The following is a 21,489-nucleotide window of genomic DNA, read 5'->3' on the forward strand; positions in this document are numbered from 1 at the left end:
CGATTGAGGCGCGGGGGTCCGGGGGCGGAGCCGTGAAGGCGGTGTCCTTCCTGTCCGACAAGTGGGCGTGGCTGCGCTCCGCGGCCCCGGACGCCTTCGTCCTGCGCGCCTCGGTCGGCCGGTTCGGCGAGGACGACCTGCCGGCCCGCCCGGACCGGCACCTGATCCGCACCGCGATCACCGAGCTCCGCCAGGCGGTGGGGCCGCTGGGCGAGCCCGTCGCGGCGCGGGTGACCCGCTGGGACCGGGGCCTGCCGCAGTACGCCGTCGGCCACCACGACCGCGTGCGCGACATCCGCGAGGCGGCCGCGAAGCTCCCGGGCCTCGGGCTGTGCGGCGCCGCCTACGAGGGCGTGGGCGTGGCGGCATGCGTGGCGACGGGCCGCACTGCCGCCCGGCAGGCACTGGCGGAGGCGGAAGCGGCGTAGGAGCAAACACGGACCGCTCCCGGCCGACCCGAACGGGTCAGCGCGCGGGCGGGGGCGGACGGGGGCGCGCAGGATGGTGACATGCCCAGATACCTCCTGCGGGTCGCCGTCGCCGTCGCTCTCGTGGCCGGGGCGGCCAGTACCAGTGGCTGTTCCGACAGCGGGGAGGAGAAGACGCCCAAGGCGGGCGGCACCGAGGGGGCGCCACCCCTGAAGTGGGGGGACTGCGAGGCTCCGACGGCCGCCGAGGGGGGCGGGCAGGCGCCGCCCAAGGGGTGGCAGTGCGCCACGCTCCACGTGCCGCTCGACTACGCGGACCCCGAAGGAGAAACGATTCCTCTCGCTCTGATCCGGGCGAAGGCCAGGAACCAGGACGAGCGCCTCGGCTCGCTCGTGTTCAACTTCGGCGGCCCCGGCGGATCCGGGATCACCACGCTGCCCGGCGCCGCCAAGGAGTACGAGGCCCTGCGCGAGCGCTACGACCTCGTGAGCTTCGACCCGCGCGGGGTGGGCCGCAGCGCCCCCGTCCTGTGCCTGGACGACAAGCAGCTCGACGCGTACTACGCCTCGAACTCCTCCCCCGACACCCCGGCGGCGGTGAAGGAGTACCTGGACAACACCCGCAAGTACCAGCAGGCCTGCGAGGCGAACTCCGGGAAGGTGCTCCCGCACGTCGGCACCGAGAACGCGGCCCGCGACCTCGACCGGATCCGCCAGGCCCTCGGCGACGAGAAGCTCAACTACTTCGGGATCTCCTACGGGACCGAGCTCGGCGGGGTCTACGCCCACCTCTTCCCGGACAGGGTCGGCCGGGCCGTCTTCGACGCCGTCGTCGACCCGACCGCCACCTCCGAGGAGGGCGCGCTCGGCCAGGCCAAGGGCTTCCAACTGGCCCTCGGCAACTTCGCGCAGGACTGCGTGGACCGGGGTGACGAGTGCCGGCTGCAGGGCAGCACCGCCAAGGAGATCGAGGACAACATCATCAAGCTCCAGAAGCAGCTGGCCGCCAAACCCGTCCCGGGCATCGGCGACCGGATGCTGACCGAGTCCTCGGCCACCAACGGCATCGCCCAGGCCCTCTACTCCCAGGAGCTCTGGCCGCTGCTGGAGCAGGGGCTGGACGAGGCGGAGGGCGGCCAGGGGCAGCTGCTGATGGCCCTGTCCGACGCCCTCAACGGCCGTGACCAGAACGGCAACTACAGCAACATCGGCGCCGCCAACACCGCGATCAACTGCGTCGACTCCAAGGACCGCTACACCCTGGAGCAGACGGAGGCGAAGCTGCCCGCCTTCCGCGCCGCGTCTCCGGTCTTCGGGGACTTCCTCGGCTGGGCCATGATGGGCTGCACGGGCTGGCCGGTCCCGGGGACCGCGTCGACCCCGGACGTCTCCGCCCCGGGGGCCGACCCGATCCTGGTGATCGGCAACACGGGCGACCCGGCCACCCCGTACGAGGGCGCCCGCAAGATGGTCGAGCGGCTGGGCCCCGGTGTCGGCGTGGAGCTCACGTACAAGGGCGAGGGGCACGGGGCGTACAACAGCGGCGACCCGTGCGTGCAGGGCGCCGTGAACTCCTACCTGCTGGAGGGAAAGGTGCCGCCCGCGAACACGGTGTGCACCCCGCCCCCCGACGCCTCGCAGTCCCCCGCGCAACCGTCAGCCCCGGTGGAACCCCTCGGCGCCTGACCGGGGCCGGTGCCGGCTCCGGTGCCCGGCCCACAGCGGCAGCACGAAGGGGCCGTACCCGCGGCGAGCGTGCGGGTACGGCCCCTTCGTGGACGGATCAGTAGACCGGCTTCTCGGGCTCGATCTGGTGGACCCAGCCGATGACGCCGCCGCCGACGTGCACCGCGTCGGCGAAGCCCGCGGACTTCAGGACCGCGAGGACTTCCGCACTGCGGACACCCGTCTTGCAGTGCAAGACGATGCGCTTGTCCTGCGGGAGGTCCTGGAGGGCGGTGCCCATCAGGAACTCGCCCTTGGGGATCAGCTTCGCGCCGGGGATCGAGACGATCTCGTACTCGTTGATCTCGCGGACGTCGATGATCTCGATCGGCTCCTCGCTGTCGATCCACTCCTTGAGCTGCTTCGGAGTGATCGTGGAGCCGGCGGCCGCCTCCTGGGCCTCCTCCGACACGACGCCGCAGAAGGCCTCGTAGTCGATGAGCTCCTTGACGGTCGCGTTCGGGCCGCAGACCGCGCAGTCGGGGTCCTTGCGGACCTTGACCTGGCGGTACTGCATCTCCAGGGCGTCGTAGATCATCAGACGGCCGACCAGCGGCTCGCCGACGCCCGTGAGCACCTTGATGGCCTCGGTGACCTGGATGGAGCCGATGGACGCGCAGAGCACGCCCAGGACGCCGCCCTCGGCGCAGCTCGGGACCATGCCCGGCGGCGGGGGCTCGGGGTAGAGGCAGCGGTAGCACGGGCCGTGCTCGGACCAGAAGACCGAGGCCTGGCCGTCGAAGCGGTAGATCGAACCCCACACGTACGGCTTGTTCAGCAGCACGCAGGCGTCGTTGACGAGATAGCGCGTGGCGAAGTTGTCCGTGCCGTCGACGATGAGGTCGTACTGGCTGAAGATCTCCATCACGTTCTCGGCCTCGAGCCGCTCTTCGTGAAGGACCACGTTCACGTACGGGTTGATGCCCAGCACGCTGTCGCGGGCGGACTCGGCCTTGGAGCGGCCGATGTCCGACTGGCTGTGGATGATCTGGCGCTGCAGGTTCGACTCGTCGACCTCGTCGAACTCCACGATGCCCAGCGTGCCGACGCCGGCCGCGGCCAGGTACATGAGGGCGGGCGAGCCGAGGCCGCCCGCGCCCACGGCCAGCACCTTGGCGTTCTTCAGGCGCTTCTGGCCGTCCATCCCGACGTCCGGGATGATCAGGTGACGGGAGTACCGACGGACCTCGTCAACGGTGAGCTCAGCAGCCGGCTCGACCAGGGGTGGCAGCGACACGGGGACTCCGTAGATGGTGACGACTTAACGGTGGTTCTCTCCGTAACACTGCCACGCCCGTCTTCATTCCAAGACACCTGTCCCGATGCGTGAGACGATTTCGTCCCAGTACCCGGGCATCGAGGCCCAGGGGTCACGGTCCCCGACCGCGCGGCGGTCGGTGAACCAGATCGTGCCGGCGCCCTGCCAGCGGGCGACCCTCATCGCCTCCTCCAGGTGCGTGCGCGGCACCCCGTGGACCAGGTGGCAGAACCGCTCCGGCGGGTACTCCGCCGTCCACTCCGCCACCTGCGACCAGCGGTAGTCGGCCCAGGCCCCGGAGAAGGTGACCAGCTGGTCGGCGGCCTCCGCGTAGCCCTCGTACGGGTGCGTGCCGTGCCCGAGGACGATCCGCAGGTCCTCGCCCAGGCCGCGCAGGGTGTCGACGACCCGGCGCACCGGTTCCAGGTCCGCCCGGTCGGCCGGGGCGTCGGCGAGGTAGAAGCCGCCGACGCCGTACCAGTCCCGAAAGCGGTGGGCGTCGGAGACCAGCTCCCCGAAGGAGCGCGATCCGTCCCGCATCGCGAGATGGCCGAGGACCGTGCCGCCCGCGGCGTGCAGCTTCGCGGCCGCTTCGGTGCAGTGCGGATCGGGCCGCCCGCCCGGGCCGTCCGTCACGTTCAGCACGGCCCAGTGCAGCGGGGTGCCGGGGCGGGTGAGCTCGGCCCACTCCACGGGGGCGAGCAGCGGGTGCGCGTAGCCGGGGATGCCCAGTCCGAGGCGGCCCGCCCCGGTCGCGGCGGCCGTCAGGGCCCCCGGCGGAGTGGTCAGATGCGGCACGCCGCCTCCATCCAGATGTCCGCGAGGGACTCCTCCAGGTTGATCCGGGGCCGCCAGCCGAGCCGGTCGCGGGCGGTACGCACGTCCGCCTGCTGCCAGGCCCCGCAGCCGTCGGGGTAGGGGTACGGCTGGGGTGCCGCGGCGGCCATCTGCTCGGCGGTGGCCTCGGAACGGGGGGACCCGATGGAGGCGAGCCCGGCCGCGCGGCCGGGGTGCCCGTGCGCGTGCTGGGGTCCGCCGTGCGGCACGTCCAGCTCGTGCAGGGCTCCTCCGTACCCGGCGACCCGCGCCAAAACGGCGGCCGCGTCGCGCAGCCGGACGGCGCGGCCGGTGCCGATGTTCACCACGCCCTGGGCGGCGGACAGGGATGCGGCGTGCACGGCTCGCGCCACGTCCCGTACATCGACGAAGTCGCGCTGCACGCCGAGCCCGCTGAGCTTGAGCTCGCCGTCGCCGGACTGCATCGCGCGGCGCATGGCCTCGGCGAGCCGGCCGAGCGGGGACCCGGCGGGGGTGCCCGGCCCGACGGGCGAGAAGATCCGCAGCACGACGGCGTCCAGCCCGGAGCCGAGCACCAGCTCGGTGGCGGCCAGTTTGCTGACGCCGTACGGTCCGCCGGGTCTCGGGACGGCGTCCTCGGCCGTGGAGGATCCGGGCTGGCTGGGCCCGTACTCGGCGGCGCAGCCGAGCTGTACGAGCCGGGCCCCGCAGCCGCTGCGGCGCAGGGACTCGCAGATCGTCGCGACGGCGACGGTGTTGTGCCGGGTGAGCTCGCGGGCCCCGCCCCGGGTGGCTCCGGCGCAGTTGATGACGACGCCCGGGTGGACGGCGTCGAGGAAGCGCGTGAGCGCTCCGGGGCTGCCGGTGGCGAGGTCGAAACGGACGTCGGCGTCGTCGCCGCGGCCGAGCGCGGTGAGCTGGACGGCCGGGTCGGCGAGCAGCCGGTCGGCGACGTAGCGGCCGAGGTATCCGTTGGCTCCGATCAGCAGCACCCTCATCGCGTGACCCCTTGATTGGTTGGCTGGCCGGTCATGTCTGTTTCTCCTTGCGGACGGGTGGACGGATGGGGCGGGGTACGGGCAGAGCGCCTCGGCGTCGACACCCCCTGAGGGCTGTGGTGGTCCCGGGGGCCGTCATGGGCGCGCGTGCGCGGATGCGCGCGACAGGGCGAGGACGGTGTGGACGAGGAGGGCGGCCGCGGCGGCGGGGGCCGCCGCCGGGACCGGGATCAGGGCGAGGGCCAGTGCGGCGGCGACGGGTCCGCGGCGGGATCCGTGCCGCAGCAGCAGCCGGGTCAGGAAGAGCAGCAGGGCGAGCGGCACGGCCACCGGGAGCGGTGCGCCGGCGAGCGCGGCGGCCCCGGCGGCGGCCCCGATGAAGCCCGCGACGGCCGCGAACAGCAGCGGGCGGGCCCGGTCGGCGAAGTCCTCCAGGGCGCGGCTCCCGCCGAGCCGGGCCCGGCCCCCGGCCGCGAAGGCCGCGGCGAGCAGGTGCCCGGGGGCGACGGCCAGCGCGAGGCCGACCGCGAGGGCGGTGCCGTACCGGTACGCGGCCCAGCCGGCGACGACGGCGGCGAGCAGGTGCGCGAGCCAGGGGAAGCGGCCCCCGGCGGCCCGCCCCGGCCACACCAGTGCGGCGACGGTGGCGGCGACGGCGGCGGGTCCGGCCCACGCCTGGTCCGCGGCGGCCGCGGATGCGGCGAGGGCCCCGGGCAGCAGCGCGCAGCCGAAGGCGCGGTAGGCGGAGGGCCCGGCCGGGACCAGGGCCGGCGCGGCGGCGGGCACCTCCCCGCGCGGGCTGCGGGCGTACAGCTCCTCGGCGAGGGAGAAGACGTCCCGGTGGCGGAAGCGTGCGGCGGTGCGGTCGGTGATGCCGTGGGCCTCCAGCCCGGCGGCGATCTCCAGGGGGTCCACGGCCCGCTCGCACAGCTCGCGGTGCCGGTGCAGCAGGGCCTTGACGGGATCTCCCGCGGCCCGCCGGCGCACCCTGTCGGCCGCCGGCGACGGTGGGGCTGCGGTGTCGGGGTCGACGGTGGTCATACGGCGGCCTCCGAGGTCGGGTCCGGTGCGGGCTTGGCCCAGGTCGGGCTGGTCCAGTGCCCTGGCACCCGCGCCTCCGGGGGCCGGGCGAAGGGGATGCCGCCGCCGTCGGGCCTTTGGGAGCCCTTGGCCAGCAGCCGCAGGTAGATCTCCTGGAAGGCGGCGACGTTCTGCTCGACGGTGAACAGCTCCAGGGCACGTGCCCGGGCTGCGGCTCCGAGGCGCTCCGCCCGCTCGGCGTCCCCGAGCAGGGTCAGGCAGGCTTCGGCGAGCGCCCGGGGGTTGCGCGGCGGGACGACGAGCCCGGTGCCGCCGATGACCTCGCAGACCGCGCCCACGTCGGTGGAGACGGTGGCGCGCCCGCAGAGCATCGCCTCGGCGAGGGTGATGGGGAAGCCCTCGATCACGGAGGACAGCACGACGACCCGTCCGGCGCCGTACGCCTCGGCCGCGGAGGGGGCCTCCGGTCCGCCGATCTCCTCGAAGGCGACCGGATTCTCCCCGACGGTGACGCTGTCGGCGGCCTCGTCGGGGAACAGCTGCGCGGCGAGGGAACGGCAGTCGACGAGGTAGCCGGGGTCCACCGCCGTGGCGAAGATCCGCAGCCGGGCGCGCGGCTCGGCCCTTCTGACCTCGGCGAAGGCGTGGAGCAGGGCGATGAGGTCCTTGGCGGGCTCCACCCGGCCGACCCACACGAGCGCATCGGGGTCGCCGCGGTCGGCGGACTCCCCCACGGTGGCGAATCGGTCCGCCTCCATCCCCGGGTAGACGGTCCGCAGCCGGTCGCGGGTGGCGCCGCACCGCTCCTGCCAGCGCCGGGCGTGGGCGTTGCCGGGGGTCAGGAAGTCGGCCCGGGCGTAGATCTCGGAGGCCAGCCGCAGGTGGAAGGCGGCGAGCAGGGCCCGTACGGCGGGGCGGGGCTCCTCGCCCCGCCCGACGCCGAGGTGGGACAGGTAGTGGGCGCGCAGCTGTACCCCGTACTCGGTGACCAGCAGCGGGACCCCGAAGAAGCGTTTGGCCAGCAGACCGGGGAGCGCCGCCACCCCGCCCGCGGTCGCGTGGCAGACGTCGACCGCGCCGAGGCCCTCGCCCCGGGCGTCCTCCTCGTACCAGCCGAGGGACAGCGGCCGCAGCATGCGCTCCAGTTCGTCCACGAACTCCAGCAGGTCTGCCACGTGCGCCGCCTGTACGGTGCGGCTCGCGCCCGGGGCCCGGCAGGCGGCCTCCAGGGCCCGCACCGCGGACTCGGAGCGCAGCGCCGCGTAGAGCCCGCCCTGTTCGCGGGCGAGGCCGGCGAGCCCGTACAGCCCGGCGGCGAAGGGGTCCGGGGCGCCGGTGCAGATCCCGTGGACCAGCTCCTTGAAGCAGTCGGCGAACCGTCGGCGCTCACGCCGGGAGTAGGTCCGCCCGTCGTCGGCGGGGGTCCACAGGGGCGCCGTGCGGACGTGGGTGACGTGCTCGGGCAGCGGGATCCGGGCGCGCTCCTGCTCGGCGCTGCGGCTCAGCGCGTAGAGCTCGAACTCGTGCTGCGGGAGTCCGCGCACGAGCCGGTCGCACCACAGCCTGGCCTCGCCCGTCGCATACGGATAACCACCTTCCGTGAGCAGTCCGATCCGCACGAGTGGCACCCCCGATCTCCCGTTCAGGCGGTCGCCGTCGGTCAGGCGACCCGCCGCGGGAGAACTCAAGCGGATATGCCGAAGGCGCGACGGACGGTTGTCCGTCGCGCCACCGGAAGGGGTGAAGAGTCGTAACTTTCCCGTACGGTTCGCGTTCGAGCACGCTAGAAGTACAGCCCCGAAGGGCCTGAACTAGGCGGTGGCGAAGGCCTCCTGGCGCGACGTGCGGCGTTCCGCGGCCAGCCCCGGGTCGAGTGCCGGCACGGCGGCCAGCAGTCGGCGCGTGTAGGGGTGGGCCGGACGGTCGTACACCTCGTCCACCGGGCCCTCCTCCACGATCTCGCCGGCCCGCATGACGGCGACCCTGTCGCTGACCTGCCGGACCACGGCCAGGTCGTGCGCGATGAAGACCAGGGCGATGCCGAACTCCCGCTGGAGTTCCGCCAGCAGGGCGGTGACCTGCGCCTGCGTGGTCACGTCGAGGGCCGAGACGGGCTCGTCGCAGACGATCAGCCGGGGCCGGGGCGCCAGCGCCCGGGCGATGCCGACCCGCTGGCGCTGGCCGCCGCTGAACTCGTGCGGGTAGCGGTCGTAGTGCCCGGCCTCCAGCCCGACGCGCTCCAGCAGTTCCCCGACGCGGGCGCGCAGGGCCGCCTCGTCCCGTTCCCCGGCCGCGCGCAGCGGGTCGGCGACGGACTCGCCGATGGAGCGGCGCGGGTTGAGGGAGGAGACCGGGTCCTGGAAGACCATCTGCACCCCGTCCGTGATCCCGGTGGCGGGGACGCCCCCGTGCCGGACCTGGCCGGAGTCGGGCTCCACCAGTCCGACGAGCATCCGCCCGAGCGTGCTCTTGCCGGAGCCGCTCTCGCCGACGATGCCGAGGGTCTCCCCGGCGCGCACGGCGAGGGACACCCCGGCGACGGCGGCGACCCGGCGCCCGCGCCGGCCGAACTCCCGGCGCAGTCCGACGGCTTCGACGACGGGCTCGGTGGTGCCGTCCGACGCCGGGGCCGGGGCGGGGTCCGGGGTGCGGCGCGGCCCGTCCAGCCTCGGCACCGCCGCCAGCAGCGCACGCGTGTACGGCTCGGCCGGTGCGGCCAGCACGGAGGCCACCGGCCCGCGTTCCACGGCGGAGCCGTCCCGCATCACCAGCAGCTCGTCCACGCTCTCCGCGGCCACGCCCACGTCGTGGGTGACCAGCAGCAGGCCGAGTCCGCGCTCCTCGCGCAGCCCGTGCAGCAGGTCCAGGATCTGGGCCTGGACGGTGACGTCCAGCGCGGTGGTCGGCTCGTCGGCGATCAACAGCCGCGGCTCGCAGGCCAGCGCCATCGCGATGAGGGCCCGCTGCCGCATGCCGCCGCTGAACTCGTGCGGCCGCGCACGGGAGCGGCGCACGGCGTCCGCGATGCCCACCCTGTCGAGCACCTCGACGGCCCGGGCGCGGGCGGCCCGCCGGGAGGCGCCCGAGTGGATCCGGTGGACCTCGGCGATCTGGTCGCCGATGGCGAGGTACGGGTCCAGGGAGCTGAGCGGGTCCTGGAAGACCATGGCGGCCGTCCCGCCGCGCAGGCGGCGCAGCTCGGCGGGTGCGGCCGCGGCCACGTCGGTGCCGCCGACCCGGACGGTGCCGGACAGCCGCGCGCCCGTGCCGCGGTGCAGGCCGAGCAGGGCGGCGGCCACGGTGGACTTGCCGCTGCCGGACTCGCCCACGATGCCCAGGGCGCGGCCCGCCTCCAGGGTGAAGGAGACCCCGTCCACGGCCCGTACGTACGCGTCGGCGCCGCCGACGGGGAAGTCGACCGTGAGAGCGGCGACCTCCACCAGCGTCTGCGTCATGCGAGGGCCACCCTTCGGTCCGCGGCCGCGTACAGCAGGTCGGCGACGGCGCCCGCGACGACCACGGCCGTGCCGATCGCCAGGACGACGCCCACGACCACGGGCAGGTCCACGACCCGCACCGCGTCGATGAGGGTCTTGCCGAGTCCGGGGATCCCGAACAGCGATTCCGTCAGCACCGCGCCGCCGATCATCGTGCCGAAGTCGACGGCGCTGAGGGCGATCACGGGGGCGACGGCGCCGCGCACCGCGTGCCGGGTGACCAGGGCCCGCTCCCCCACCCCGTAGGCGCGGAAGGTGCGGATGTGGTCCTCGGCGAGTGTCTCCAGGGTCGAACTGCGCGTGAGCCGAGCGTACTTGGCGCTCTCGAAGAGGCCGAGCGTGAGCCATGGCAGCAGCAGGTTCCAGGCCCACTGCTCGGGGTCTTCGGTCAGCGGCACGTACGTCGGGAACGGCAGCCACTGGAGGTACGCGCAGACCGCCATGAGCAGCAGCAGCCCGAGGATGAAGACGGGGGTGCCGGTCCCGGCGAGGGTGAGGACGGTCAGCAGGCGTTCGGTGATGCCGCCGCGGCGCAGCGCGGACAGCAGTCCGGTGCCGACGCCGACCAGCAGCCAGATCGCCAGGGCTCCCAGCGCGAGCGACAGGGTGGCGGGCAGCCTGGTCAGGATCAGCTCGGTGACCTGCTGGTCGGTCTGGTACGAGAGGCCCAGGCAGGGCGCGTCGCAGTGCAGGACCAGCCCGGCGCCGGCGGAGTGGTCGCGGCCGGCCACCAGCCCCTGGAGGAAGTGCAGGTACTGGGCGACGGAGGACTCGTTCAGCCCGAGCTGTTCGCGGACCTGCGCGATCTGCTGCGGGTTGCAGCGCTCGCCGCAGGCGAGGCGGGCGGGGTCGCCGGGGGCCAGGTAGAAGAGGGAGTAGACGATGACGGACAGGGCGAGCAGCACGAGCAGTGCGCCGCCGGTCCGTTTGAGTACGAAGCGGGTCACCCCTTGCGCTCCTTTCTGGTGCCGACCCGCAGGCGGGAGCCTTCGCGCGGGTCGAGTGCCGTGCGGACGGCGTCGCCGAGCACGGTGAAGGCGAGCACGGTGGCGAAGAGCAGCCCGGCGGGGAGCAGGACGTAGGCCGGGTCGGCGCGGAACCAGGTCTGGGCGCTGGAGAGCATCTGCCCCCAGGAGGGCGTGGGCGGCTTCACGCCGACGCCCAGGAAGGACAGCGAGGCCTCGGCCACGATGGCGGTGGGCACCTTGATCGCGGCGTAGGTGATCACGGGTGCGGCCAGCGAGGGCAGCAGCTCGCGGCGGGCGATGCGCAGCCTGCCTCCCCCTCCGGAGAGCCGGGCGGCGTCCACGAAGTCGAGGCCGCGCAGGGCGAGGGCCTGGGCGCGCACCATCCGGGCGGTGCCGCCCCAGTCGAGCAGTCCGATGATGAGGACGAGCAGCAGCGGGCGGGGGAAGTCGGGCGGGACGACGGCGGTGAGGGCGATGCCGATGACCAGCATCGGCAGCGCGATCATGACGTCGGTGAACCGCCCGATGAGCTGGCCGGCGATGCGCCCGCCGAGTGCGGCGGCGAGTCCGACGGCGACGCCGACGAACGTCTGCACGGCGACCGCGCCGAGGGCGACGAGCAGCGAGACGCGCGCTCCGTAGAGGAGCCGGGTGAACAGGTCGCGGCCGGTGCCCGGCTCGACGCCGAGCCAGTGGTCGGCGGAGATGCCGCCGAAGGAGCCGGTCGGGACGCCGCCGCGGGCGGAGTCCACGAGGTCGTCGTGGTACGTGTTCGGGTCCTGGCCGGTGAGCTGCGCGAGCAGCGGGGCGGCGAGGGCGAGAAGGACGAGCAGGGCCAGGACGGCGGCGGCCGCGACGGCGGAGGGCCGTCGGCGCAGCCGCCGCCACACCTGGCGTCCGGCGCCGGCGCCCGGGGGGACGGCCCCGGGTGCCGGCGCGGACCGTTCGAGGGCGATGCTCACTTGACCGCGACCTGCGAGATGTCGAGGACGCCGGTCCAGTCGCTGATGACGACGTTCTTGACGTCCTTGCCGACGAGCCGCTTGTAGACCGGGTGGAAGAGCGGCACGGTGAGGGCCTGCTCGCCGATCTTCTTGTCGAGGGCTCCCCAGCGCTTGCCGGCCGCGGCGAGGTCGGTCAGCTTGGCGATCTCGTCGATCTCGGCGTTGACGGCCGGGTCGTCGAGCTGCGCGTGGTTGTAGTTGGAGCCGCCGGTCACGATCTGCCGGCCGTCGAAGATGGGCGCGAGGAAGGGGCCGCCGGACGGCCAGTCGGCGCCCCAGCGGGAGAGGAAGAAGCCGGGGGTGTTCTTGGCGTCCCAGCGCCGCTCGTTGAAGGCGTTGTTCTCCAGGCCCTCCAGCTTGACGGTGATGCCGGCGGCGGCGAGCGCCTGCTGGACGGCGGTGGCGACCTCGGGGCTGGTCTGGCGGTTCTGCGCGGTGGAGTGGGTCAGGGTGACGGTGAGGCCGTCGGGGAAGCCAGCTTCCTTCAGCAGTTCCTTCGCCTTGGCCGGGTCGCCGGTCCTGCCCGCCGGGAAGTGGTCGTACGGGGCGAAGCCGAAGGCCTCGCGCTCGGGCAGGAAGGTGGTGGCGGGCTCGGCCAGCGCGGAGCCGCCGGCGGCGTTGACCACGCTGGTGCGGTTGATCGCGTGGGAGACGGCCTGGCGGACCTTCGGGTTGTCGAAGGGCGCGACCTTCGGGTTGAAGGCGATGTAGTTGATGTAGCCGAAGTGGCCGGTGCCGACGCGGCCGGCGAGCTCCTTGTTGTCGCCGATCTGCGCGAGCTCCGCCGGGCCGAGGTTGGTGTCGGTGGTGATGGCGGCCGCGTCGGGGCCGGCGCTGGTGGTCAGGCGCTGGTTGATGACGGCGGAGTCGAGACCGGAGCGGACGTCGATCCTGTCCGGGTAGGCCTTGCGCTCCTCGTCGGTCTTCTCGTCCCAGTGCTCGTTGCGCTCCAGGCTGAGGTGCTCGCCGTCGTTCTCGTTCTTGACGACCTTGTAGGGGCCGGAGGAGACCGGGTGCTCCTCGTACTTGGCCCCGGTGTCCTTGGCCTTGGGGACGGGGGCGAACTGCGTCTGCGTGGCGACGAAGGGGAACTCGCCCTCGGGCTTGCGCAGTTTGAAGACGATCGTCTTCGCGTCGGGCACGACGATCGAGTCGAGCCCCTTGCCGCCGTCCTTGTAGGGGCCCTCGTACGACTCGCCGCCGACCAGCCAGTCGCGCAGGTACGGGGCTCCGCCCGACAGCTCGGCGGCGAAGGACCGCTCGATGCCGTACTTGATGTCGGCGGTGGTGATCGGGGAGCCGTCCTCGTACTTGAGGCCGTCCTTGAGGGTGTAGGTCCACTCGGTGGCGTCGGCGTTGGGCCGGCCGGTGTCGGTGGCCAGGTCGGGCACGACCTTGGTGCCGGCCGCGCCGTCCTCGCGGTTGCGGGTGGTCAGGGTGCGGAAGACCAGCGAGGGAACGTTTCCGCCGCCCGAGGTGTAGAGCCGGGCCGGGTCGAAGTCGTTCTGCGGCTCGGAGTTGAGGACGGTCAGGGTGCCGCCCTTCTGCGGAGCACCCGCGGCGCCGGGCTTGCCGTCGGCGGCACCGGCCCCGTCCGCGCCGCCCTTGGGACCGCAGGCGGCGGCGCCCCCGGCCAGTACGAGGCTGACGGCGGCCGCGGCCACGCGGCGCGATATGTGGGACTGACTGGGCATCGGAGAAGGACCTCTCGGCGTGAAGGAAGAACGACAAGGGCCACGCGAGGGGCGGCGATCAGCGATCAGCGGCGGTACCGGACCGGCACCGAACAGGAGGAGGCCGCGCCTGCGGGCATGGGCGTGCCCGGGCGCGGCGGCGTCACGAAAGGGACGAGAAGGGTCGCTGCGCGGTCGGGCCGGCGTCAGCGACAGAAGATGTCGGCCACGCTGTGCGCGGCCACACCGAGGAGCGCCAGCTCAATGGCGGCGCTCGCGGTCAGGGTGTGGCGGTGCGACATGCGGAGAACGATGGCCGATGATCGGACACCTTGTCAACGCGACCACCGGCCCGTTGACCGGGCGCTGCCTCAATTCCCGGGGAACGCCCAGGGGTTGGGCCTGCACTGGATGCCGTCGAGGTTGAGGGACTTGGTCTGCTGCTGCATGACCGGGGCGAGCGCTCCGGGGGTGCGGCAGTTGACGTGGCCGTGGCCGAGCCGGTGGCCGACCTCGTGGTTGATGAGCATCTGGCGGTAGGCGAACATCTGGTCCGGACCGTAGGTCTCGGACCCCTGGGCCCACCGGAAGGCGTTGATCATCACGCGCTCGGTCTTCGCCGAGTCGCAGGACACGTTGCCGACGACGGTGTCGAGGTCGGACTTGGCGCACCAGACGCCGGTGGTGCCGGGGCTGGCGAGGGTGATCACGAAGTCCGCCTCGCCGCCCGGTACCCGCTCGAAGGTCTTCGTGCCGCCGTGGCCCCAGCTGCGGTCGTCGTTGAGAGTGCGGTGGACGGCCTCGGCGAAGAGCATCGGGTCCAGGCCCAGGCCCTGCTCGACGTCGACGCGGTAGCGCACGACCTTGCCCTTGCCGGGGCCCTTGGCCACGCCCGGCACGGTGTCGAAGGTGCCGGGCCCGGTGAGCTTCGGGTCGAGGGGCAGCTGCGCGGCCATCTGCTGTTCGTACGTCAGCTCCGGCGCGGGTGCGGGCGCGGCGGCGGACGGCGCGACGGGTGCGGCCGCGCCGCCGTTCGGGGTCGGCCGGCCGTCGGAGCGGGAGGCAGCCGTGTCGCTGCGCTCCTTCTCCGTGGCGGCGGGCGCGCCGGCCCTGGTCTCCTCGGCGTCCGTGTCGAGGAACGCCTGGCCGGCGACGACCACCGCGAGGACGGTGGTGACCGCGGCCGCGGCCATGCCGGTGTACGTCAGGGCCTTCTTGCCGCGGCCGGAGGCGGGCCGCTCCTCGACGGGATCGGCCGGCACCCGGGGGCCGGGCACGAGGCGGTGCGAGCCGGTGGAGGTGACGGGGTCCGGCGCGGCAGCGGGTGCGGGCTCGGGCGCCCGGGGGGCCGGCTCTTCGAACGTGACCTGCGGGAAGCCCACCGCGGGCGTGCCGAAGGCCGGCGTGTCGTAGTCCCGCGGGGCGGCGGGGGCCGCCGCCCTCGCCGCGGGCGCGGGGTCGTCACCGGAGCGCGGGCGGGGTACGCCGCGCCAGTCCCCGTACACGGAGTCGGGTCCGGCACCCCAGGCGCCGCCGGTCTCGTACTGCTGGGGGTGGCCGCCGTCGCGCGCTCCGGCGGCGGGGCGGTCCTGGGACACGTATCCGTGGTGCGTGACGGTCGTCTCGGGCCACCCGGCGAACGGGTCGTCGTTGCCGAAGACGTCGTTGCCGAACGCGTCGTACGCGGACCGGTCGTCGTACGCGGCGGTACCCGGCTGCGCCTGCGGGCGCGCTGCTGCAGGCGCCGGCGCCGGAGCGGACTCCGGAGCGGGCGCCCCGGATTTTCGACTGTGTCGTCCCACGGCTCTCAGCCCCTGCCGTCTTCGGTGTCCCGGTCCGCAGCCCCTGCGCGGGTATCGCGCAGCAGCTCCGTGAAGGCGGCGGCCACCACCTCGGGGTACTCCATCATCGCCACGTGCCCGGCCTCGGGCAGGGTCAGCAGCCGCGAACCCCGGAAGGCCGCGGCCGCCCTGTGCGCCATGCGGTACGAGACCAGTTGGTCCCGGCCACCGTAGACCAGCAGGGACGGGGCGAGCACCCGCTGCGCCTGCCGCCACAGTCCGTGCTGGCCGCCGAGGGTGTAGGCGTCGACGATGCCGCGCGAGGTGCGGGTCATCGCGTCCCAGAAGTACGGGAGCGCCATCCGGCGCTCCATCTCCTCCACGGCGTTGCGGAACCCTTCCGGAGTCACCCGGGAGGGGTCTCCGTAACAGAGGTCCGTCACCCCACGGGTGCGCTGTTCCGCGCTGAGGCCCTGCATCATCCGGCTGAAGAGGGCGGCCACCCCGGGCAGGGCCAGGAGCGCGGTCGGCACGGCCGACCGCTGCACGCGCAGCTCGGGGAGGGCGGGCGAGACCAGCGTCAGGGTGCGCACGAGGTCGGGGCGGACGGCCGCGACCCGGGTGGAGACGGCGCCGCCCAGGGAGTTCCCGAAGAGGTGGACCGGCCCGCGCCCGGCGGCGTCGAGGTGGCGGATGACGGCCCGCGCGAGCGCGGTGACGGAGTAGTCGCGGTCGGCGGGCGGCGGGGACCAGCCGAAGCCGGGCAGGTCCACGGCCTCGCCGTCGACGGTGTCCGCCAGCTGCTCCATGAGCGCCGACCAGTTCTGCGAGGAGCCGCCCAGGCCGTGCACGAAGAGGGCGGGCGGCAGGCCGTCGCGTCGGGGCGGGCGCACCCGGACGGCCAGTTCCAGCCCGGGCAGCACGGCGGTGCGCAGCTGCTCCCCGTCGGCCAGCCGGACCGCTCCCAGGGGGGAGGACGGTTCGGCGGCGGACCGTACGCCCGGCAGCTCGGTCGAAGACATGCGGGCAATGTTACGAGACGATCACGTTCCACTTGTTGTGTTCGCGGTCACAGTCTCATCGCGGATCCGCATAGCGGTGCCCCCGCGATCCTCCTAGGCTCGTAAGTGACACAAGGAAGCGAGGGGAGCGGCAATGACTGTCGACCCTGCGGAGCCGGACACCTTCCGGGAGCGGTTTCCGGAATCCCTCGATCCTGAGGCGCCCGAGGCGGATGTGGCGGAGCAGCAGGCCGATCTCCGGCCTGGCGAGGACGACCCCGACGCCGGCCGCGAGGCGGGCCAGGCCGCGGACGGCGACGCCGCCGAGCAGGCGCGCGTGGTGCAGCTGGACGAGGACGACTACCGCTGACCGACCGCTGACCAGCACCTCCGGGCCGTCCGTACCGCGAGAAAACTCGGCTTGGACCCCCCAGATTCGGTTACCGAAAAGTACGATGGCGGCGCGGCGCAGAGCGCCTGTGTTCCGAGAGAAAGTGGGAGGCGGCGTGACAGCCATCGAGCAGACCGAGGCAGCGCGTCCGCGGGGCACGCGACTGCCGCGCCGGGCCCGGCGCAACCAGCTGCTGGGCGCGGCCCAGGAGGTGTTCGTCGCCCAGGGTTACCACGCGGCCGCGATGGACGACATCGCCGAGCGCGCCGGGGTGAGCAAGCCGGTGCTCTACCAGCACTTCCCGGGCAAGCTCGACCTGTACCTGGCCCTGCTGGACCAGCACTGCGAGGCGCTGCTGCTGTCCGTGCGCACGGCTCTCGCGTCGACGACGGACAACAAGCTGCGCGTGGCCGCCACCATGGACGCCTACTTCGCGTACGTGGAGGACGAGGGCGGCGCCTTCCGGCTGGTCTTCGAGTCCGACCTGACGAACGAGCCCGCGGTGCGCGAGCGCGTCGACCGCGTCTCGCTCCAGTGCGCGGAGGCGATCTCCGACGTCATCGCCGAGGACACCGGCCTGTCCAAGGACGAGTCGATGCTGCTGGCCGTGGGCCTGGGCGGGGTCTCGCAGGTGGTGGCCCGCTACTGGCTCTCCAGCGAGAGCCCGGTCGCCCGCGAGACGGCGGTCGGCCTGCTCACCTCGCTCGCCTGGCGCGGCATCGCCGGCTTCCCGCTGCACGGCACTGAATCCTGACGGCCCGACGGCCGTCACGCCGTCACCGCGGCGCGGCTCCGGCGACGTCCCGCCGGTGTTCGCTGCGAGCGTGTCCGCTCTGCGCGGTCCGCATCCCCTCTCCGGGCTAATGTGGACCGCGTACGGCGCGGCTGATCGCGCGAACCGGATCGTCGGAGGGACAAAGCCGTGGAGGTCAAGATCGGCGTGCAGCACGCACCCCGGGAGATCGTGCTGGAGAGCGACCTGAGCGCCGAGGAGCTGGAGGGCATCGTCGCCGCCGCGCTGTCCGGCCAGGCGCCCCTGCTGAGCCTCACCGACAACAAGGGCCGCAAGGTCCTGGTGCCGTCCGACCGTCTGTCGTACGTCGACCTGGGTGAGCCGACCGCGCGCAAGGTCGGTTTCGGAGCGCTCTGAGAACTGTCCGAAACGGCCCGGTGGTTGATTCCACCGGGCCGTTTCTCTTTCTTCCGCTTCGGGTAGGACCGCAGTGACCCGGTTTGCCCTGACGTATGGGAGAGACCTGATGCTGCTGATGGAAGTGCTCGGCGCCGCACTGCTGGGGCTCGCCCTGTCCGCCGCAGCCGTCCGAGGGCTCGAGCCCCGACTTCCTTCTCGGCGCGTGGTGCTGGTCAGCGGGGTGGTGGGAGCGCTGTTCGGCGCCTATCTCACCCACTTCGCGCTGGGCCCGGGACACAACACCCTGTTGGCGACGTTCGTCGGCGCGGTGCTGGTGTCGGCCGTGGTGCTGTCGCTGCTGCTCCGTCCGGCCCACGGGCCCCGCAGGCGTCCCCACAGGACTCCGTTTTCGCTCCCGTCGCGGGGGTGACCCCTGAAGCCGGCCCGTGAGGCCCGCTTCCCCGACCACGTACGTACGTCGGCCCCGGCGCGCACTTGGCGCGCCGGGGCCGACGTACGTACGGGAGGGTCCGGTCAGGCGGCGAGGCCGAGGGCCGCCATCCGCTTGGTGTGGGCCTTGGTGATGCGGGTGAACATCTCGCCGACGGCCGCGAGGTCGAAGCCGGCCGCCATCCCGTCGACGCCGCCGACCAGCATGGTCGAGAGCGCGTCGCGTTCGGCGACCACGCGCTGGGCCTGCGAGAGGGCCTCGCCCATCAGGCGGCGCGCCCACAGCGCGAGCCGGCCGCCGCAGCGGGGGTCGGCCTCGATCGCGGCGCGCACCTTCTCGACGGCGAAGTTGCCGTGGCCGGTGTCGTCGAGCACACCGAGCACGAGGGCGCGGGTGTCGGTGTCCAGGTGCGAGGCGACCTCGCGGTAGAAGTCACTGGCGATGGAGTCGCCGACGTACGCCTTGACCAGGCCCTCCAGCCAGTCCGACGGGGCGGTCTGGCGGTGGAAGGCGTCGACGCCCTGCGCGAAGGGCTCCATGGCGGCGGTGGGCTCGGCCTCGATCTTCGTGAGGCGGTCCCGGAGCCGCTCGAAGTGATGGAATTCGGCGGAGGCCATCGCGGCGAGCTCGGCCTTGTCGTCCAGGGTGGGCGCGAGCTTCGCGTCCTCCGCGAGGCGCTCGAAGGCCGCGAGCTCCCCGTAGGCGAGCGCGCCGAGCAGGTCCACGACGGCGGCCCGGTACTGCGGCGAGGCAGATGCGGTCGCCCAGTCCTGCGAGGCGATCCACGTGGCCTCGGCGGGGTTGCTGTCGTCGGCGGGCGAGGCGTTTTCTACGGTCGGCATGCTCCGCACAATAGCCCGCCGAATGGCCCCTCAAGGCACCACGTCTACTCCCAGCCTGTCCACCTAAACCCACCTACCCGGTGAATTCACCCGACACACCTGCGCGATTCCGGGGTACAGTGGTAATGCGCCTGCCGAATACTCGGCGGGCCATCCGAATGAGGATGCCCGGTCGGTGGCCCGATCGGCTCCAACCGACCGCCCTCGGTGTGGTGCGTACGTCCATGCGTACCGCCTCCCACGAGGGGCCCCCTCAGCGGCAGATGCGCTTGAGCGAAGGCCAGTGGTCCCGCGCAGCTTCGTACGTGGCAGTACTGCAAGCACAGCACGGTAGGACCCCCCTCGCCGCCTCGCGCCGCGTCTCACAGAAGAGGCAGCACCCTGACTACGTTCCGAGACCTCGGGATCTTTCCCGAGACTGCCGAAGCCCTTGAGGCCGTCGGCATCGTGTCCCCCTTCCCCATCCAGGAGATGACCCTCCCCGTCGCCCTCTCCGGCACGGACGTCATCGGCCAGGCCAAGACCGGAACCGGCAAGACGCTCGGTTTCGGCCTTCCCCTGCTGGAGCGGGTCGTCGTCCCCGCGGACGTCGAGGCCGGCCGGGCCACGCCCGACCAGCTGACCGACGCCCCGCAGGCCCTCGTGGTGGTTCCGACCCGCGAGCTGTGCACCCAGGTCACCAACGACCTCCTGACCGCCGGCAAGGTCCGCAACGTCCGCGTCCTGGCCATATACGGCGGCCGCGCCTACGAGCCGCAGGTCGAGGCCCTCAACAAGGGCGTCGACGTGATCGTCGGCACCCCGGGCCGCCTGCTCGACCTGGCCGGGCAGCGCAAGCTCGACCTGTCGCGCGTCCGTGCGCTCGTCCTCGACGAGGCCGACGAGATGCTCGACCTGGGCTTCCTGCCCGACGTCGAGAAGATCATGGCCTACCTGCCCCCGAAGCGTCAGACGATGCTGTTCTCGGCGACCATGCCGGGCGCGGTCATCGGCCTGGCCCGCCGGTACATGACGCAGCCGACGCACATCCGCGCCGTCTCCGAGGACGGCGAGGGCGCGACCGTCGCCAACATCGCGCAGCACGTCTTCCGTGCGCACAACATGGACAAGCCGGAGCTGGTCTCCCGCATCCTGCAGGCCGAGGGCCGTGGCCTGGCCATGATCTTCTGCCGTACCAAGCGCACGGCGGCCGACATCGCCGAGCAGCTGGAGCGGCGCGGCTTCGCGTCCGGCGCCGTCCACGGCGACCTGGGCCAGGGCGCGCGCGAGCAGGCCCTGCGCGCGTTCCGCAACGGCAAGGTCGACGTACTGGTGTGCACCGACGTCGCCGCGCGCGGCATCGACGTCGAGGGCGTGACCCACGTCATCAACTACCAGACGCCGGAGGACGAGAAGACCTTCCTGCACCGCGTGGGCCGTACCGGCCGCGCGGGCAACAAGGGCATCGCCGTCACCCTGGTCGACTGGGACGACATCCCGCGCTGGCAGCTGATCAACAAGGCGCTGGAGCTGGACTTCCACGAGCCGGTCGAGACGTACTCCACGTCGCCGCACCTGTTCGAGCAGCTGAACATCCCGGCCGGCACCAAGGGCATCCTGCCGCGCGCCGAGCGCACGCGGGCCGGCCTGAAGGCCGAGGACCTGGAGGACCTGGGCGAGACCGGCGGCCGCGGTGGCCGTGGCGGCCGCTCCGCGCAGGCCGCCACGGTGACCGAGGAGCGTCCTGCCCGTACCCGTACGCCGCGGCAGCGCCGCCGTACGCGGGGCGGGTCCGAGCTCGGCGCCGAGCAGGACGCCGTGTCCCCGGTGGCCGAGGCCCCGCAGGCACCGGCCGGCGACGAGCCGCGCAGGCCGCGCCGCCGCCGGACCCGTGTGGGTGCGGTGCCGGTGCAGTCCGCCCCGGCGGCAGTGGCCGAGGCCCCGGTGGCCGAGGCTCGCGTGGCTGCGGCTCCCGCGGCCGAGGTGGCCCCGGTCGCCGAGGAGGCCCCGGCCAAGCCGCGGCGCGCCCGCACCCGCAAGGTCGTGGAGAGCGCCCCGGAGCCGGACTTCCAGATGGCCCCGCTCGTCGAGCCGGCGCCCGTCCGGGCGCGACGCCCGCGCCGGGTCGTGGAGTCGGCTCCGGAGCCGGACTTCCAGATGGCCCCGCCCGTCGAGCCGGTCCGGGCGCGCCGCACCCGCAAGGCCGTGGCCGCGCCGGTGACCCCGGTCGCCGAGGCCCCGGCGGTTGCCGTGGCCGAGGAGGCCCCGGCCAAGCCGAAGCGCACCCGTACCCGCAAGGTCGCGGAGGCCGCTCCGGTCGCCGCCGAGGCCGCCGCCGTGGCCGAGGAGGCCCCGGCCAAGCCGAAGCGCACGCGCACCCGCAAGGTCGCCGAGGCCGCTCCGGTCGCCACCGAGGCCGCCGCCGTGGCCGAGGAGGCCCCGGCCAAGCCGAAGCGCACCCGCACCCGCAAGGTCGCGGCCGCGCCCGAGGCGTAGGACCCGGCACCGCGTCGACGGTCCCG

Annotated in this window: 20 protein-coding genes; 7 read left to right on the top strand and 13 right to left on the bottom strand. The window is 73.6% G+C overall.

The genetic code is table 11. The annotated features are described in order from the left end of the window. Positions 1 to 32 precede the first annotated feature (32 nt). Both OHA91_RS13705 and OHA91_RS13710 read left to right on the top strand, forming a co-directional pair. Positions 33 to 428 carry a protoporphyrinogen/coproporphyrinogen oxidase gene (locus tag OHA91_RS13705; RefSeq protein ID WP_031151524.1) on the top strand — a complete coding sequence of 132 codons (396 nt, stop codon included), beginning with the start codon at positions 33 to 35 and terminating at the stop codon, positions 426 to 428. Between the two features lie 81 nt (positions 429 to 509). Further along, on the top strand, positions 510 to 2,114 hold the full coding sequence (locus OHA91_RS13710) for an alpha/beta hydrolase (protein WP_266497920.1): 1,605 nt from the start codon (positions 510 to 512) through the stop codon (positions 2,112 to 2,114). Between the two features lie 97 nt (positions 2,115 to 2,211). On the opposite strand, the gene moeZ is transcribed toward OHA91_RS13710, so the two are convergent. The 12 genes from moeZ to OHA91_RS13770 form a co-directional block, all read right to left on the bottom strand. Continuing rightward, positions 2,212 to 3,390 carry an adenylyltransferase/sulfurtransferase MoeZ gene (gene moeZ / locus OHA91_RS13715; protein WP_031151519.1) on the bottom strand — a complete coding sequence of 393 codons (1,179 nt, stop codon included), beginning with the start codon at positions 3,388 to 3,390 and terminating at the stop codon, positions 2,212 to 2,214. 63 nt (positions 3,391 to 3,453) lie between these two features. Further along, positions 3,454 to 4,209 carry a spherulation-specific family 4 protein gene (locus tag OHA91_RS13720; RefSeq protein ID WP_031151516.1) on the bottom strand — a complete coding sequence of 252 codons (756 nt, stop codon included), beginning with the start codon at positions 4,207 to 4,209 and terminating at the stop codon, positions 3,454 to 3,456. Further along, positions 4,197 to 5,207: an NAD-dependent epimerase/dehydratase gene (locus OHA91_RS13725; protein ID WP_031151513.1), complete on the bottom strand. Its 1,011-nt coding sequence runs from the start codon at positions 5,205 to 5,207 to the stop codon at positions 4,197 to 4,199. The genes OHA91_RS13720 and OHA91_RS13725 overlap by 13 nt, the downstream gene beginning before the upstream one ends. A 135-nt stretch (positions 5,208 to 5,342) precedes the next feature. Then, positions 5,343 to 6,248, bottom strand: a complete 906-nt coding sequence (locus OHA91_RS13730) for a hypothetical protein (RefSeq protein ID WP_328739289.1) — start codon at positions 6,246 to 6,248, stop codon at positions 5,343 to 5,345. Then, positions 6,245 to 7,867, bottom strand: a complete 1,623-nt coding sequence (pelF, locus tag OHA91_RS13735; protein WP_266497929.1) for a GT4 family glycosyltransferase PelF — start codon at positions 7,865 to 7,867, stop codon at positions 6,245 to 6,247. The genes OHA91_RS13730 and pelF overlap by 4 nt, the downstream gene beginning before the upstream one ends. 192 nt (positions 7,868 to 8,059) lie before the next feature. Beyond that, positions 8,060 to 9,703: a dipeptide ABC transporter ATP-binding protein gene (locus OHA91_RS13740; protein ID WP_266497932.1), complete on the bottom strand. Its 1,644-nt coding sequence runs from the start codon at positions 9,701 to 9,703 to the stop codon at positions 8,060 to 8,062. Beyond that, the gene (locus OHA91_RS13745) at positions 9,700 to 10,692 is read right to left on the bottom strand and encodes an ABC transporter permease (protein WP_266497935.1); all 993 of its coding nucleotides are present in this window, start codon (positions 10,690 to 10,692) and stop codon (positions 9,700 to 9,702) included. Before OHA91_RS13745 ends, OHA91_RS13740 begins: the two co-directional genes overlap by 4 nt. Beyond that, on the bottom strand, positions 10,689 to 11,675 hold the full coding sequence (locus OHA91_RS13750; protein ID WP_031151502.1) for an ABC transporter permease: 987 nt from the start codon (positions 11,673 to 11,675) through the stop codon (positions 10,689 to 10,691). Before OHA91_RS13750 ends, OHA91_RS13745 begins: the two co-directional genes overlap by 4 nt. Beyond that, positions 11,672 to 13,411: an ABC transporter substrate-binding protein gene (locus tag OHA91_RS13755; protein ID WP_031151500.1), complete on the bottom strand. Its 1,740-nt coding sequence runs from the start codon at positions 13,409 to 13,411 to the stop codon at positions 11,672 to 11,674. The genes OHA91_RS13750 and OHA91_RS13755 overlap by 4 nt, the downstream gene beginning before the upstream one ends. Positions 13,412 to 13,596: 185 nt before the next feature. Continuing rightward, positions 13,597 to 13,692 carry an Ms4533A family Cys-rich leader peptide gene (locus OHA91_RS13760; RefSeq protein WP_312847296.1) on the bottom strand — a complete coding sequence of 32 codons (96 nt, stop codon included), beginning with the start codon at positions 13,690 to 13,692 and terminating at the stop codon, positions 13,597 to 13,599. 69 nt (positions 13,693 to 13,761) lie between these two features. Further along, a complete protein-coding gene (locus OHA91_RS13765; protein ID WP_031151497.1) occupies positions 13,762 to 15,192 on the bottom strand; it encodes a DUF3152 domain-containing protein in 1,431 nt (476 codons plus the stop codon). Between the two features lie 5 nt (positions 15,193 to 15,197). After that, the gene (locus OHA91_RS13770; protein WP_031151495.1) at positions 15,198 to 16,193 is read right to left on the bottom strand and encodes an alpha/beta fold hydrolase; all 996 of its coding nucleotides are present in this window, start codon (positions 16,191 to 16,193) and stop codon (positions 15,198 to 15,200) included. A gap of 133 nt (positions 16,194 to 16,326) precedes the next feature. Here OHA91_RS13770 and OHA91_RS13775 point away from each other — a divergent pair, with 133 nt between their 5' ends. From OHA91_RS13775 to OHA91_RS13790, 4 genes are all read left to right on the top strand, one after another. Then, complete coding sequence (locus OHA91_RS13775) at positions 16,327 to 16,542, top strand: hypothetical protein (protein WP_031151494.1); 216 nt, start codon at positions 16,327 to 16,329, stop codon at positions 16,540 to 16,542. Between the two features lie 136 nt (positions 16,543 to 16,678). Beyond that, positions 16,679 to 17,317 (top strand): TetR/AcrR family transcriptional regulator, encoded by a 639-nt coding sequence (locus OHA91_RS13780; RefSeq protein WP_031151491.1) that lies wholly within the window; start codon positions 16,679 to 16,681, stop codon positions 17,315 to 17,317. A 168-nt stretch (positions 17,318 to 17,485) separates the two neighbouring features. Continuing rightward, positions 17,486 to 17,713: a DUF3107 domain-containing protein gene (locus OHA91_RS13785; protein ID WP_031151489.1), complete on the top strand. Its 228-nt coding sequence runs from the start codon at positions 17,486 to 17,488 to the stop codon at positions 17,711 to 17,713. Positions 17,714 to 17,822: 109 nt separating this feature from the next. Beyond that, on the top strand, positions 17,823 to 18,125 hold the full coding sequence (locus OHA91_RS13790) for a hypothetical protein (RefSeq protein ID WP_031151487.1): 303 nt from the start codon (positions 17,823 to 17,825) through the stop codon (positions 18,123 to 18,125). Between the two features lie 104 nt (positions 18,126 to 18,229). Here OHA91_RS13790 and OHA91_RS13795 read toward each other — a convergent pair whose 3' ends face one another. Further along, the gene (locus OHA91_RS13795) at positions 18,230 to 18,988 is read right to left on the bottom strand and encodes a ferritin-like fold-containing protein (RefSeq protein WP_328739290.1); all 759 of its coding nucleotides are present in this window, start codon (positions 18,986 to 18,988) and stop codon (positions 18,230 to 18,232) included. A gap of 471 nt (positions 18,989 to 19,459) precedes the next feature. Between OHA91_RS13795 and OHA91_RS13800 the strand changes: the two genes are divergently transcribed. Then, complete coding sequence (locus OHA91_RS13800; RefSeq protein WP_456293595.1) at positions 19,460 to 21,463, top strand: DEAD/DEAH box helicase; 2,004 nt, start codon at positions 19,460 to 19,462, stop codon at positions 21,461 to 21,463. The last annotated feature ends 26 nt before the right edge of the window (positions 21,464 to 21,489 follow it).

This window comes from Streptomyces erythrochromogenes (assembly GCF_036170895.1).
Classification (GTDB): domain Bacteria; phylum Actinomycetota; class Actinomycetes; order Streptomycetales; family Streptomycetaceae; genus Streptomyces; species Streptomyces erythrochromogenes.

Excerpts from the sequence above, each read along its gene's own strand:
- OHA91_RS13710 (WP_266497920.1), top strand. The coding sequence starts at position 510 with ATGCCCAGATACCTCCTGCGGGTCGCCGTCGCCGTCGCTCTCGTGGCC.
- OHA91_RS13725 (WP_031151513.1), bottom strand. The coding sequence starts at position 5,207 with ATGAGGGTGCTGCTGATCGGAGCCAACGGATACCTCGGCCGCTACGTC.
- OHA91_RS13730 (WP_328739289.1), bottom strand. The coding sequence starts at position 6,248 with ATGACCACCGTCGACCCCGACACCGCAGCCCCACCGTCGCCGGCGGCC.
- OHA91_RS13740 (WP_266497932.1), bottom strand. The coding sequence starts at position 9,703 with ATGACGCAGACGCTGGTGGAGGTCGCCGCTCTCACGGTCGACTTCCCC.
- OHA91_RS13755 (WP_031151500.1), bottom strand. The coding sequence starts at position 13,411 with ATGCCCAGTCAGTCCCACATATCGCGCCGCGTGGCCGCGGCCGCCGTC.
- OHA91_RS13760 (WP_312847296.1), bottom strand. The coding sequence starts at position 13,692 with ATGTCGCACCGCCACACCCTGACCGCGAGCGCCGCCATTGAGCTGGCG.
- OHA91_RS13770 (WP_031151495.1), bottom strand. The coding sequence starts at position 16,193 with ATGTCTTCGACCGAGCTGCCGGGCGTACGGTCCGCCGCCGAACCGTCC.
- OHA91_RS13775 (WP_031151494.1), top strand. The coding sequence starts at position 16,327 with ATGACTGTCGACCCTGCGGAGCCGGACACCTTCCGGGAGCGGTTTCCG.
- OHA91_RS13790 (WP_031151487.1), top strand. The coding sequence starts at position 17,823 with ATGCTGCTGATGGAAGTGCTCGGCGCCGCACTGCTGGGGCTCGCCCTG.
- OHA91_RS13795 (WP_328739290.1), bottom strand. The coding sequence starts at position 18,988 with ATGCCGACCGTAGAAAACGCCTCGCCCGCCGACGACAGCAACCCCGCC.
- OHA91_RS13800 (WP_456293595.1), top strand. The coding sequence starts at position 19,460 with ATGACCCTCCCCGTCGCCCTCTCCGGCACGGACGTCATCGGCCAGGCC.